Genomic DNA, 13,226 nt, shown 5'->3' with positions numbered 1-13,226 from the left:
CCTGTCCAATACCGTCACATTCAGAAAAATCAACAACAGCAGCATCAGAGTTAGCAATGATTGCATTTTGGGAAAGTATGAGCCGGCCTGCGCGCGCAGGCTTGGTGGTCGGCAGCGCGGGCATTGTCTTGGCAACGGCCATTGCGGGGTGGTGGCTGCTTCGCAGCGACTACCAAGTCCTTTTCTCGGACCTGAATCGGCAAGATGCCGCGGCCATGATGGCTGAGCTAGAAAAGCTCAAAGTCCCCTATCAGTTCGATGAGAATTCGGCCTCCATCATGGTGGACAAGGCCCAGGTTCATCCCACCCGTATCAAGCTGATGGGCAAGGAATTGCCCCTGCATGGCGCGGTAGGGTTCGAGCTTTTCAACAATACCGACTTCGGTATGACGGAGTTCGCGCAAAAGATCAACTTCCAGCGTGCGCTTCAAGGTGAGCTGACCCGGACCATCCTGTCCTTGTCGGAAATTCAAGACGTTCGCGTGCACCTGGCGCTTCCGGAGCAAGGCCTCTTCAAGCAGGCCAGCTCAAAGGCAAAAGCTGCGGTCACGGTAACGCTGCGCGAAGGCCGTTCACTCAAAGCAGACCAGGTGGCTGGGATTCAACGTCTCGTCGCAGCAGCTACCCCAGGTATGACGCCCCAGGACGTCACCGTGCTCGATAAGCAAGGCGTGGCGCTCAGCCGGGCAGCAGATGACACCACGGACAACGCCGACTTTGTGGGCAGTAGCAGCCGTTTGGAGCTCAAGAAGGAAACGGAAACTCTGTTGACCCGCAAGGCTGCAGCTGTGCTCGACCAAGCCTTTGGCGCTGGCCAAGCCTTGGCAAGCGTGGACGTCACCTTGAACATGGAGCAGGTGCGCACCACCACTGAAGACATCATTCCCGCTTCCGCGCGCGCAGGAGAGAGCAAGGGCGTCATCGTCAAGGAACGGGAATCTGTCAGAGATGGCAATGGCCTGCCTCTCGATACCGCAAGGCGCGGTAGCGGCAACAGCTCCAGCACGCAACGAGAAGTCGATTACCAAGTGGGACGACGCGTGGAGCAAACCGTCAGCCAGGCGGGCTCGGTGCGACGTATCAATCTGGTGGCCGTCGTACGCCAGCCACTCGACAACACGCAGGAAGATAAGCTGCGCCGCGTGCTCGCTGCGGCCGTAGGCGCAAATCCGGAACGTGGTGACACCATCGTCGTGCAATCTTTGCAGGCATGGATCGCCCCGCCCGCTGCAGAGCAAAGCCCCACCCTGGCCAGGCACACGGACATGGCTCAGCCGGTGGAGACCTATGAATCTCCGCGCGCGTCTGCGTCAGCACAAGCCCCTGTGCTCTATACCTATGTTCGCACCATCGGAGTGGCGGCCATCTTGTTGTTGGTGCTGCTGCTCGTTGTCCTGATATTGCGTAAGCGTCCAGCTGCCCAGTCCTCCGTGCGCGCACCCCATTTGACGGATGCCGAGCGGGCCGAAGCTTTGCGCCAGGTGCAGCAGTGGATGCAGGACTCCGCCCCAACACGGCCACGCCAATCAGCTGCGATGGGGCAAGGATGATGTTCTCCGCAAATATCGAAGCCAGCGACAAACAGGCCAAGCATGCCGCACTGCTGCTGCATGCCATGGCACCGCCTGATCGCCATTGGATGCTCAGCCAATTGACAGCGGCAGAGCGCAATACCTTGGAGCAGCTGTTATCCGAATTGGCAGAGCTGTCCATTCCTGCAGACGCAAGTCTGGTGGAGAAACTCATTCTTCGGGAGCAGGCCAGTGCTGCACCGGCAAGCCCATCCAACTCCTCAGACGCTGACGGAGACTTTCTGGCTAGCTTGGACACGACCGACATTACAGCGTTGGCCAAGGCCTGGGCGGCCGAACCGCCCTATTTGGTGGCACAAGCTCTCAGCATCCAGCCCTGGCCCTGGAAGTCCGCTCTGTTGGCACAGCTTCCGCCCCTCCAGCAGCGTCGCGTGGTAGAGATATTGCACAACCCGCCAAGCGGTATAGAGGCAAAAAACTTGCGCACGGCGGCAATGATGCGCAGCATGCGTAACTGCTGCACAGCTTCGCGCGACAGTACTGATACGACGGCCCAGTCCGCACAGATGCCAACGCGCCTGGGCTCGCGTATTTCACGCCTTTGGACGAGAAAGGGCCGGGAAGCATGATGAGCAAACCGACCGTGATTCTGCACCAGGCAGTCCTGCAGGTAGAGCCTGTACGGCTTCGGCTGCCGCAAGCACTATCTGCATTTTCCAAGTCTGCGCCCCAAGCCGCTCCCACGGCATTGCAAGCCGGCGCGCCAGCAGTGACGGCCCCTTCTGCAGTTCAGGACGAGCGAATGCTCAAGCTGCAGTACGACCAGGGTTTTCAAGCAGGCTTGGCCAAAGCGCAGCAAGCTATCGCCGAGAAAAGCCAGCAAGAGATCGAGCAGCGCGCACGTGTACTGGCCGGGGAGATGCTGCAGGCCGCTATGCCCAAGCTCAAACAAGAAGCCGAACAACAACACCAAAAAAGCCGCGAGGCTCTCGCTCAACACCAAGCCTTGTTTGAGCAGTTGCTGCGCCGAATGCCGAGCGAACTGAATACCTATCTCTCGGGTGCGGAAGACGACATTCTGGGCTTGGCCTTTGACGTGATCTGCCGCGTATTGGGCGAACAAGCGGCCACTGCGCAGGGGCTGCGCGATGCGTTGGCCCAGGCGCTCAAGGCCTGGCATGGGCGCGCTCCGCTGTCGGTGCATCTCCATCCGGACGATCTGTCATTGCTCAAGGCCGATGCGGAAAGTCTGCAAATGTTGGCAGCAGCAGGCTTCAATGCCGAGCGCTCCTCTCTGCGCTGGGTATCCGACCCCAAGGTTCAGTTGGGAGGCTGTCTGCTCCGCTCCTCCGAAGGTGCATTGGACGCACGGCTGGAAACCCAGATGGAGGCGCTCAAAAACAGTTTGCGCCAGACCCGAGAGGCCCGCCAACACGCAGGTGCACAAGCGTCTGCAGAAGGCCAACGACCATGACAGCAATGCCAACCCTGCAGCTCGGGTTCTTGCAGCCCTACCGCAAAGCTGTGCAGCAGCTGGAATGGACACGCCGCATAGGCTGGGTGCGAGAAATGCGCGGGCTCGCCATCGAAGCCCAAGGGCCGAGCGCCACCGTGGGCGAGCTGTGCCGCATCTTGCCGCGTAACAGCACATCCCCGCATGGCCAACAGGGCGTGATTGCAGAGGTGGTCGGCCTGCGTGGTGACCTGATCACGCTGATGCCCTACGGCGATCTGCAAGGTATCGCAGCGGGCTCGGAAGTGGTGGCCATGGGCCGCCAATCCACCTTTGGCGTCGGCCCAGGCTTGCTGGGCCGGATTGTGGATGGCTTCGGCCAGCCTCTGGACCAAGGTCCGCCACCAACGGTGGAGCAGCAGCGCCCCCTGCAGGCATTCCCGCCCAACCCCATGCAACGACCACGCATCCATGAAGTACTCCGGACGGGTATTCGCAGCCTGGATGGGCTGCTGACCATTGGATCGGGCCAGCGCGTAGGTATTTTTGCAGGCAGCGGTGTGGGCAAAAGCACTCTGCTGGGCATGATTGCCCGCCATGTCACGGCAGACATCAACGTGATCGCCCTGATCGGCGAGCGCGGCCGGGAAGTGCGCGAGTTCATCGACAAGCAACTGGGCCCCCAAGGCTTGCAGCGCTCGGTGGTCGTTGTAGCCACCTCCGACCAGCCCGCACTTGCGCGCATCCGCGCCGCCTACGCGGCCATCACGATCGCGGAGTATTTTCGCGACGCTGGAAAAAAAGTACTGTTGACCATGGATTCCATCACCCGCCTGGCTATGGCACGGCGCGAAGTAGGTCTTGCTGCAGGCGAGCCCCCCACCGCGCGCGGATATACGCCGTCGGTTTTCGCCGAGTTGCCCCAGCTGTGTGAGCGCTGCGGTACCGCACCATCGGGCGGCTCCATCACCGCCCTATTGACGGTGCTCGTCGAAGGCGATGACATGAATGAACCCGTTGCCGACAGCCTCAGATCGATTCTAGATGGGCATATCGTTTTGTCCCGCCATATCGCCCACGAGGGTCGCTACCCCGCCATCGATGTGCTTCGCAGTGCCAGCCGCTTGCTGCCTGACCTTACCAACCCTGAGGAGCAAGCATTGATCGCAGAGACCATCAAACACTTGGCCAACCTCGATCGGAACCGCCAACTCATCGACATTGGCGCCTACGAAAAAGGCAACAACCTGGAACTGGATGCAGCAATGGCTTTGAGTGACGGGCTCAAGAGCTGGCTGAGCCAGCGAGAAGGCGGCGTCGAACGGGCTGCGGCCATGCGCGATCTGCAAGCCATAGTCTGGCCGGGGCGCATGCCACCTGCGCCCGCTCCACGGGCAGCTACCAAGTTCAGCTATGCCATTGGCAACAAGGGTGCTGTCACCGCAGCCAAGGGGGCTCGATGAAAACAAGAGCGGTAATGCACACGCCCAAAGGCTTTGTCTACCAATTGGCGCCCTATTTGCGCAAGCAGGAATGGCAAAGTGATCGTCTGGAACACCGGATGTCACAGCTCAAGCGCCAGATGGCGAGCCTGGCACAAAGCCGTGCTGCGATTGCATCGCAAACTGAGGAACAGACAGCCTACCTGCATGCCAGCCAGCAGGCGCGCCTCAACCCCGCTTTGCACCGCAGCGGGCTGTTGCACTTGCTCGAGCTGCGCCAGCAGTTACAGCGCTGTGACAACGAACTTGCCGACCTTGGCGCTCAAAAGGTGCTGCTACAAGCTGAATGGATTGCTCAGCAGCGCAAAATCGATGGACTCATGGAACACCGAACCACAATGCTGCAAGCGCATGTCGCAGAAACACAGCGGCTTGCCGCCGTCGAGGCGGACCGTGACTGGCTCAGTCGCCTCAGGCCCCTGCCCCTCACCATGGCCTTGAGCCTGGAGGAGTCGCCATGAACCCACTGGCCTTTGAGCGAAACCTTCCCGCCCGGCTGCCGACAGCAGACACCGCTGCATCTCAGTCGTTGGACAACCAAGCCCTGGCGCGCCAGGCCTGGCTCAGGGCCATGGAGCAATCGCAGGTGTCGGGTTGGTTCCAACCGTTTGCTCATCCAGAGACGCTGCCCGCAACTGAGAAGCTGCAACCCAAGCCCCCTCGGGTGGCCCACGCTACCGCCCAACTTGCCAGCTTCTGCTCTTCGGCAATGCGCCAGCATGCTGAGGCTGCACAACCGCTGGCAACATCTACGAGCCCAGGGATCAGCCAGGTAGCTCAATCAGCTGCTGTGCCCGGCACTGCCGCCGGCCATGTTGCTCACATGGCCCGACAAGCCGCGCCAGCTTCACAAGCACCGCAAAGCGGCGTGGCAACATCCGTTGCGCAACCCTCAAGCGCTGCGGTGCAGGCGCAAGCCCTGATCGCCGAAGCTGCTGCACTCCCGGCGTCTGGCTTGGCGTCAGCCTTGCAAAACATGGTGGGCAATCTAGGCTTGCAAGCAGCCGCAGTGCCCAGCGCCAACGATCCCGCACCCAGGTTGCAGCCTCAGCCCATGCCGCTGCCTGCACAGTGGATCAGCACCCAAACGCGCTTGGTCATGTCGCCGATATCAGCCATTACCGTAGCGGTGGAATCCAGCACCGAGCATGCGCTTCCCACTGATCAAGCATCTTCCAAAACCGCCCAGTTCGCCGCGCCGCGCGAGACTGCGACCCGCACACATGCCGTGTGGGACCAAGACAATCTGAGCCTGTGGCTGGGCATGGATGGAACCGCTTCGCAGATCGGTCTGCAAGCCAGCATGTTGATCAAGACCTTGCGCCAGAGCCTCAGCATGCAAGGCCAACGGCTCCAGCGCGTGGTCTGCAATGGCCAGCTCATATTCGATGCAGCAACCGCAGGCTCTGCCCCCGACACCTTTTACAGCTTTTCTGATGTGATCGACAAACACACCCCTCGTGCCCAAGTGGTGGCGCCCGTTTCATCTTTTTCAAAGGAGTCCTCATGAGCATCGACGCAATCTCCTCCAGTTCCTCCAATCTGCGTCCCTCGGGACTGAACCAGGAAGCCTTCCTCAAGATTCTGCTGACGCAGCTGACGTACCAGGACCCGATGAAGCCGATGGACAATCAGCAGTTCATGGCGCAAATGGCCCAGTTCACGTCGCTGGAGCAGACCCAACAGCTCAACGACAAGATTGCCACTTTGGTGACCAACCAGGCGGCACTGCAGTCCGTAGGTTTGATTGGGCGAACCGTGGAAATCAACGCCAACGGCAGCACGCTCACTGGCACCGTCACCACGCTGTCGTTTGCTGGTAGCTCGCCTTCTCTGACGCTGCAGACGACCTCAGGGGCAACGCTGCAGAACATCAACCTGAGCCAGATCATCTCGGTGCGCTAAGCGCCTCTTTACAAAGACCAAAAAAATGCTCGACTCCATCTACGTAGGCATGTCAGGCCTGTCCAGCTTTTCTCGCGGGCTGCGCGTCATCGCCAACAACACCACCAATCTGAACACGCCCGGCTTTAAGAGCTCCTCGCTGCGCTTTTCCGATGCCTTCTATGCGCAGACCAACTATTCCGGCAAGCGCTCCAGCCAGCTCGGCTATGGAGTCAATACCAGCACTACGCGCCTGTCCTTCAAGCCCGGCGAACTGCGCCAAACCGGCAACCCGCTGGACCTGGCCCTCAATGGCGAAGGCATGTTCACCCTCAAAGGGCAAGACGGCAAGATCACCTATACCCGTGCAGGCCAGTTCGAATTCAACAGCGACGGCGTGCTGGTCAACCCGGATACGGGCGCCAAGGTCATGGGCGTTGACAAAAACGGTGCCATGACCGAAATCAGCATCGCCAACCTCAATACCCATGCTGGCAAGGCCAGCTCGGTCATCAAGCTCAGCGGCAACCTCTCCAGCACATCGACAGAGCAAACCATCACAGGACTACGTGTGGTGGACAGCGCTGGCGGCGAACACCTGCTCAGTGTCAAACTCACAACGAGCGCAGCCACCCCCGGCACTTGGACGGCACAGTTGCTGGACGGCACCACGGTTGTAGGCAGTGCAGAGCTCGTTTTCCAGGCCGGTGTCCCAACCCCCGCGACCTCCAAGCTCAACTTCACCTATACGCCCGCAGGTCTGGCCGCCATGCCATTGACCTTGGATTTCAGCTCCGACGTCACCTCATACGCAGCAGGCACCCTGTCGACCCTGGCGTTCTCGTCACAAGATGGATATCCCCCTGCAGAGCTGAGCTCTGCCACCTTCGACAACACCGGCACGCTGGTGCTGACCTATGCCAATGGCCAGACGGTCAAAGGCGCACGCCTGGCATTGGGCCGTTTCGACTCTCCAGATGCTGTGGGTTCCGTCGGCGACAACCAATTCGAAGCCCTGGATGGTTCGGCTTGGCACTCGGGCGTGGCTGGCGGTGCATTTGGGTCGGTACGTTCGGGCTATGTGGAACTCTCCAACGTGGATCTCTCGCAAGAGTTCAGTGACCTCGTCGTCATGCAACGGGGCTACCAAGCCAGCTCGCAAGTGATCTCCACTGCCAATGAAATGCTGCAAGAGCTGTTCTCGATGAAGAGCCGATAAGCCGTGAAATCTTTGGCCAGTTCCCCCCTTTCTCCCCCGCATGGCAGCGCGCTTTTGTCGCTGGAGGAGTCGCTCACCCAAGTCCAGGAGCTACGCGCCTGGCGCGAGGTTGAACGCCAAAGCTTGTGCAAGATATTTGAACGGGCCTACCAACAATGGTGCAGTGAATGGGGCCTGCCAGTGCCCAAGGGAGCCAACGCTCCCCAAGTGCAAGTGCTGGATGCCCGCGTTGACCATATTGCCCCAAGCCCCAAACCACCAGCTGCACTGGCTGCCTGGATGTTTATGGAGCCAGCGGCAAGCCGCAGCACCTCCAGCATGGCTACCGAGTTGGCACAGCAAGCTTGGAGCGCTTGGTTAGAGCGCATCCAAGCGCTGACCGGCTCGGCACACAAACCGCCATCCGTAGCGGCCAATGGTCCAGCGCCATTGCAAGGCGCATGGTCGGGCGCGTTGCGGATCACATTCCCCGTGGCCACCACGACTTGGGAATGGGTGCTCACGGCCTCCACCGTAGAGGAAATGCTCAAACAGCATCAAGCCTTGGCATCCCCTCAGGTGACCCAACTTGTACACACACCACTGGTGCCACTGGCTGAAGCCATGCGCGACCACCAACTGCAGGTGTGTGTGGAGCTCGACGGCGCTACCCTGAGCCTGGGCCAATTGCAGACCTTGACTGCCGGCGACATTGTGGCGCTGGACCATCTGCTCGACCAGCCGGCACGCATGGCCTTGGCCCTTCCGAAGCCTGGGGCCGACCGAGCAAGCTTGTGCTCGGCCTGGCTCGGACAGGTCCAGGGCCAAATGGCCGCACAACTGGGCCCACAGATTTCAAAAAATCCATAACCAAATATGTTCTCCTCTTCCCCTCCTCCATCCACTCCGCTGACCAGCGGCCCCCAGGCACAACCCATTGCACTGGGCGAGCTTGACCCGGCAGCCCAGGGTTCCGCTGCCGCACCATCGCTGGTCACCAGCCTGCACCCCATACACCAGGTCAAGGCGACGCTTCAGGTCTGCGTTGGCACCGCAACCGTGACGGTCGGCGAGCTGATGGCTGCCAAAGAGCACCAAGTGCTGCAACTCGACCGCGACATACAGCACCCTGTTGATCTGTTGCTGGAAGGCCAAGTCATTGCGCGGGGCCAGCTGGTCGCCGTAGATGGCCGCTTTGCCGTGCGCCTGACGGAGTTGCCCGCCCCACTCAGCCTGGGCGCGCCAGCACAGCCATGAGCCTGCCCGAAACAATCCCGGTTCGCCGAGAGCCCGATAGCAGCTCGCTGCCGTCCTACGACGCCGGCCCTGCCCTCATCTGTGCCGGACTGGCCATAGCACTGGCTCTGGTATGGATAACGATATGGCAACGGCGCAAGCCTCGCTCCCAGCAAGCAGCCCCCAAGGGCTTGCTGGACCGCTGGTTGCCTCACCGCTTACCTGGTGACTTGGTTGTCAAAAGCAGCACCCGCCTGACGCCGCACCACAGCGTGCACCAAGTCGATTGGAATGGCCGGCGCTTGCTGATTGGTTGCGCAAACCAGTCCATCACCTTGCTCAGTGAGCTACCCCCTGCAACAGACGCTGCAGCAAAGCCCCCCACCCCATCCACTCCCGTGGGGGCACCATGATGAGAAAGCTCCCACAGGCACTGCTCAGTGCAAAAGGTATTGGCTGCGCTCTAGTTCTGTTGGCTGCGGCAGCTTGTGCCAACGCGGCTGGCTCGTCGTCAATCACGGGCAACGCAGAGACCTCGCAAGCGCTGCGCATCGTGCTGGGCCTTACGCTGCTGGCCGTACTACCTGCGCTGCTGGTATGCATGACGGCCTTTTTACGCATCATCATTGTGCTGTCCATGCTGCGCCACGCTATCGGCATGCCCGAGACACCGCCCAATATGGTGCTCATTGGGCTGGCACTGTTCCTGACCATGTTCACCATGTCCCCGGTGGTCGACCAGATCAACCGCGAAGCGATTCAGCCCTTTATGGCAGATCAAATATCACTCGAAGGCGTTTACCAGAAAGGTGCACCTCCGCTGCGCGATTTCATGCTGCGCCAAACCCGCGAGCAAGATCTTGCGCTGATGGTCGAGCTGTCCAAGTCCAAACAGCCTAACTCGGTGGACGACATCAGCAATGTGCAGCTGATACCTGCTTTCATGCTGTCCGAACTTCGGGCTGCCTTTCAAATCGGGTTTGTGGTCTTCCTGCCGTTCCTGCTGATCGATCTGATTGTCTCGAGCGTCCTCATGACCTTGGGCATGATGATGATGCCGCCTACGGCCATCGCACTGCCCATCAAGATTCTGATGTTCATCCTGGTCGACGGCTGGAGCCTGCTGCTGCGGGCGCTGGTCGGCAGCTTCCATTGACGCAGCCGCTGTATCCATGGCCACCGACGCACTCCAATTCAACCAATCCGGCAGCATGGCGGGAGAGGATGCGTCACATCTATGGCAGCAGTGGCAGGTAACGCGCAGCGACGCAGTCCACAAGGCCTTGGCTGCGCACTATCTTCCGTATGCAAAAACGCTGGCGGCGATGGCCTACCGTGGCAGGTTCCATGATGAGGTCGAGTTCGACGACTACTTCCAGTTTGCGTCCATTGGCCTGCTCGAAGCGCTACAACGCTTCGAGCCACAGCACGGCGCGCAGTTCAAAACCTATGCGGCTCACCGCATCAAAGGCGCCATCCTCAACGGATTGGAAAAACTTACCGAGAAAAACCAGCAGATCGCTGCACAAAAGCGCCTGCGCCAAGAGCGGCTAGAAGCCATCAAGGCCCAAGCCCAGGAAGCGACCGGGTCCACAGCGCAACCTGGCACGGCCAAATCCCAGCAAACCGCACTCCTGGCCTACTTGGCAGAGGTCGGTATTGGGCTCGCCTTGGGCATCATGCTGGAGGACACCGGCATGCTCGCCGACCCGAGTGACCAAACCGCCTCCTTGGCCGCATCCCCGGATATTGCATATTTTCGGAAAAGCGAAATCCAGCGCTGGAAAGACTTGCTGCGCGAAGCACTCAACCGCCTCCCTGCGCAGGAGAAGCGGGTTATAAGCTACCACTACCAGCAAGAAATTGCCTTTGACCAAATCGGCGCCATGATGGGTGTATCCCGTAGCCGAATATCGCAACTGCACCGCCAAGGCCTCAAGAATCTGCGCTCCATTCTGGCCCACGGGCCTCCGTGTGATGTCTCTTGGTAAGCCTGCCCTCTACACTCCTATCCATAGCTATGACCGCATTCACATCGACCTCCGACGCATCCATGGACAACACTGCGCAAGCCCTGCAAAAGCTCGACCGCCTAGAAGGCTATCTTCTCCAAGACAGCAGCAACCTTCCGTTGCTGGCTGATGCCTTTCAAACGGCGTTGCGCTGCAGCCAGTGGGAGCGCGCTGCGTTTCACCTGCGGCACGCCCAGGCACTGCAGCCGCAGTCACAGGCGTGGGCCTTGCGCGAGGCTGACCTGTACCTGGCCCAGAGCGACTACGCCAAGGCAAGCGAGGTATTGCAAGCATTGCAAGCCATGCCCGCGCAACCGCCAGAGTTCGCCGATGCAGTGCTGCACAACCTTGCCTTCATCCAACTGCAAAGCCATGGGCCCACCGCCTGCGTTGATGCGCTGCGTGCCCACATGGAATCCCCACAAGCCCCAGCGCCCCAGCCTGCCCTGGCCCGATTGTGGCTGCGCGCTCTGCACCATGCCCGTCAACCAGAACAAGCCACAGACTGGGCGAGAGCGTTTGAAGCGCGCAACCTGCTCGTGCCCTCCGTGGCCGGCCCTGCCAGCCTGGCAGCCCTCGATGCCAACTGCATGGCCGAGGCGCAACGCTGGTCTAACCTGGCCTTGCAGCAGGCAGAAGCGGACGATGCTCCCATCGAAGCCTTGGTCACCCAGTCTTCCTTGGCGCTAGCCGCCAACAATGCGCCTCAGGCACAAGCCGCTGCTGAAGCTGCCTTGCGCATCAACCCGCAAGATGGCCGCGCATGGTCTGCCTTGGCATTTGCCAGCTTGTTGGCGGGCCAGTTCCCAACAGCGCGGCAGCAATTTGCGCAGGCCCTGTCTGCCATGCCTCAGCACATTGGTACCTGGCATGGGCAAGGCTGGACGCAGATCGTCCAGCAGGATTTGGAAGGGGCTAAGCGCAGTTTTGAAAGCGCTTTGGCGTTGGATCGTAATTTTGCCGAAAGCCATGGGGGTTTGGCTGTGGCTTGCGCACTGGGTCAAGATACATCGGGCGCCCAGCTGCATATTGATCGCGCGCTGCGCCTGGATCCTGCCAATCTGTCGGGGCGCTTTGCACAAGCTGTCCTTGAAGCTGGCATTAACGATCCGCAATCGTTTCAGCGTTTGGTGAAGCGGCTGTTAACCAACCAGTCCGGGCCATTGGGAGAGAGCGTGTTGGACCTTGTTTCTAAAGCGTCCACGCCCAAAGGCACTTCTTAGAAATTCTCTGCAAACAACTGGCGCTGCTGAATTACTAAAATTTAGGTCTATTCTTCCCAACCCCATACGGAGTTATCGTACGCGCACAGTTTGGGGGTTTACCAAGGTCGATGAATCTGTTCAGTATCCATACCCATAGCTGCAGCTCAATCGCCCCCCGCTCGAACTTCCGAGCCATCAGCCGCTTACCCAGCCTCTTGAAGTGCCCCGTCTCAGTCTCTACAACACTACGGCGGTGACATTCGCTTCATTTCTTCCGGATGCATACCTCACCGTCGTACTGTTGGTAGGTGCCTCAGGGCCAGTGCCGCCCGTGGCGTTGAGGCCCTCCATGCTCGCATCTAGTTTGGGGGCATCGCCGTAGCGCGCAATGACCTGGCCTTGCACGACGATCTGGCGCTGGATATGGCCAGCGCCCAAGGCGCCGCCCACCCAGCCGCCTTGCCAGTCACGAAACATAGCTGAAGCTACTTCCACTTATTCATGAATGAGGATGACTCAAACAATCCAAAATGCTACTGAAAAATTTTCAGAATGCAAAATAATAAAATTCTACTTAATCACTCCTTCAATCTCATCCAATGCATTCAAAAGTTCGTGATCGGTTACACGATAGCGCTTCATAAAGTCCTTGGCCGACCCTGCGGCTCCTGTTGTCGCAGGGTCATCACCTGAAAGCAAATTAATGTAACGTAAAAAATCTCCAGGCCATTGTTTAACGAGTTTGGATGCAATCAACGCACTTTCTCGAGGCACCACAAATTGCGGCCATTGTGCGAACTTCTGATGACGGATATCTACACTAAAGAATCGACACAAGTCTAGCTCGGCCTGAGTGAAATCGCATTCAATGATCTCCCCGAGCAAATCCATTTGATTCGTTCCAAAATTAGGCCAAGGCGATCTACCAAAATCCACCCCTTCAAACTTACCTATGAACTTGCAATTAATGTAGTCACAACTAACCAGCCTATCATTTTTAAGTTTTCGCTTGAATTCAATTGTGCAGTTTCTAAGGATTGAATCCACTATACCAAACGAACTTTTCTTGAAATCCACAACAATATGACAGTATTCCAATGTGCATTTACTTATAGAAACCGCACCATTATCACCCAACAATAAGCTCTCCCCAGCCATATATCGACCATCAATTCGCTCACCCTTTTGCACTTCCATAATTTAC

The 13,226-nt window shown here is 59.1% G+C and carries 16 protein-coding genes; 14 read left to right on the top strand and 2 right to left on the bottom strand.

Translation table 11 applies throughout. The features are described 5' to 3' along the window. The first annotated feature begins 56 nt into the window (after positions 1–56). From fliF to AB7A72_RS10785, 14 genes are read left to right on the top strand one after another with little or no spacing between them, the layout of a single operon-like run. Positions 57–1,550 (top strand): flagellar basal-body MS-ring/collar protein FliF, encoded by a 1,494-nt coding sequence (fliF, locus tag AB7A72_RS10850; protein WP_369459943.1) that lies wholly within the window; start codon positions 57–59, stop codon positions 1,548–1,550. Beyond that, positions 1,547–2,161, top strand: a complete 615-nt coding sequence (locus tag AB7A72_RS10845) for a hypothetical protein (RefSeq protein WP_369459942.1) — start codon at positions 1,547–1,549, stop codon at positions 2,159–2,161. The genes fliF and AB7A72_RS10845 overlap by 4 nt, the downstream gene beginning before the upstream one ends. Beyond that, positions 2,161–3,006: a FliH/SctL family protein gene (locus tag AB7A72_RS10840; RefSeq protein ID WP_369459941.1), complete on the top strand. Its 846-nt coding sequence runs from the start codon at positions 2,161–2,163 to the stop codon at positions 3,004–3,006. Before AB7A72_RS10845 ends, AB7A72_RS10840 begins: the two co-directional genes overlap by 1 nt. After that, complete coding sequence (locus AB7A72_RS10835; RefSeq protein ID WP_369459940.1) at positions 3,003–4,448, top strand: FliI/YscN family ATPase; 1,446 nt, start codon at positions 3,003–3,005, stop codon at positions 4,446–4,448. Before AB7A72_RS10840 ends, AB7A72_RS10835 begins: the two co-directional genes overlap by 4 nt. Positions 4,449–4,462: 14 nt before the next feature. Further along, positions 4,463–4,948 (top strand): hypothetical protein, encoded by a 486-nt coding sequence (locus AB7A72_RS10830; protein WP_369459939.1) that lies wholly within the window; start codon positions 4,463–4,465, stop codon positions 4,946–4,948. After that, positions 4,945–5,997 (top strand): hypothetical protein, encoded by a 1,053-nt coding sequence (locus tag AB7A72_RS10825; RefSeq protein WP_369459938.1) that lies wholly within the window; start codon positions 4,945–4,947, stop codon positions 5,995–5,997. Before AB7A72_RS10830 ends, AB7A72_RS10825 begins: the two co-directional genes overlap by 4 nt. Further along, on the top strand, positions 5,994–6,392 hold the full coding sequence (locus tag AB7A72_RS10820; protein ID WP_369459937.1) for a flagellar hook assembly protein FlgD: 399 nt from the start codon (positions 5,994–5,996) through the stop codon (positions 6,390–6,392). Before AB7A72_RS10825 ends, AB7A72_RS10820 begins: the two co-directional genes overlap by 4 nt. A gap of 25 nt (positions 6,393–6,417) precedes the next feature. Beyond that, positions 6,418–7,590, top strand: a complete 1,173-nt coding sequence (locus AB7A72_RS10815; RefSeq protein WP_369459936.1) for a flagellar hook protein FlgE — start codon at positions 6,418–6,420, stop codon at positions 7,588–7,590. Between the two features lie 3 nt (positions 7,591–7,593). Further along, positions 7,594–8,439, top strand: a complete 846-nt coding sequence (locus AB7A72_RS10810) for a hypothetical protein (protein ID WP_369459935.1) — start codon at positions 7,594–7,596, stop codon at positions 8,437–8,439. A gap of 6 nt (positions 8,440–8,445) precedes the next feature. Then, positions 8,446–8,826, top strand: coding sequence for a FliM/FliN family flagellar motor switch protein (locus AB7A72_RS10805; protein WP_369459934.1), 381 nt, complete (start codon positions 8,446–8,448; stop codon positions 8,824–8,826). Beyond that, positions 8,823–9,218 carry a flagellar biosynthetic protein FliO gene (locus AB7A72_RS10800; protein ID WP_369459933.1) on the top strand — a complete coding sequence of 132 codons (396 nt, stop codon included), beginning with the start codon at positions 8,823–8,825 and terminating at the stop codon, positions 9,216–9,218. The genes AB7A72_RS10805 and AB7A72_RS10800 overlap by 4 nt, the downstream gene beginning before the upstream one ends. Next, positions 9,218–9,961 (top strand): flagellar type III secretion system pore protein FliP, encoded by a 744-nt coding sequence (fliP, locus tag AB7A72_RS10795; RefSeq protein WP_407064971.1) that lies wholly within the window; start codon positions 9,218–9,220, stop codon positions 9,959–9,961. Before AB7A72_RS10800 ends, fliP begins: the two co-directional genes overlap by 1 nt. A gap of 16 nt (positions 9,962–9,977) precedes the next feature. After that, a complete protein-coding gene (locus AB7A72_RS10790) occupies positions 9,978–10,796 on the top strand; it encodes a sigma-70 family RNA polymerase sigma factor (protein ID WP_369459931.1) in 819 nt (272 codons plus the stop codon). A 29-nt stretch (positions 10,797–10,825) separates the two neighbouring features. Beyond that, the gene (locus AB7A72_RS10785) at positions 10,826–12,040 is read left to right on the top strand and encodes a tetratricopeptide repeat protein (RefSeq protein WP_369459930.1); all 1,215 of its coding nucleotides are present in this window, start codon (positions 10,826–10,828) and stop codon (positions 12,038–12,040) included. Between the two features lie 219 nt (positions 12,041–12,259). On the opposite strand, the gene AB7A72_RS10780 is transcribed toward AB7A72_RS10785, so the two are convergent. Next, entirely contained in the window at positions 12,260–12,499 is a 240-nt protein-coding gene (locus AB7A72_RS10780; protein WP_369459929.1) for a hypothetical protein, read from the bottom strand. Between the two features lie 93 nt (positions 12,500–12,592). Beyond that, positions 12,593–13,219, bottom strand: coding sequence for a hypothetical protein (locus AB7A72_RS10775; protein WP_369459928.1), 627 nt, complete (start codon positions 13,217–13,219; stop codon positions 12,593–12,595). Between the last annotated feature and the right edge of the window lie 7 nt (positions 13,220–13,226).

The organism is Comamonas sediminis, from assembly GCF_041107495.1.
Taxonomy (GTDB): Bacteria; Pseudomonadota; Gammaproteobacteria; order Burkholderiales; family Burkholderiaceae_C; genus Comamonas; species Comamonas sediminis.
The sequence above is the reverse complement of the archived record's forward strand: the minus strand, read 5'-3'. Positions and strand labels throughout refer to the sequence as shown.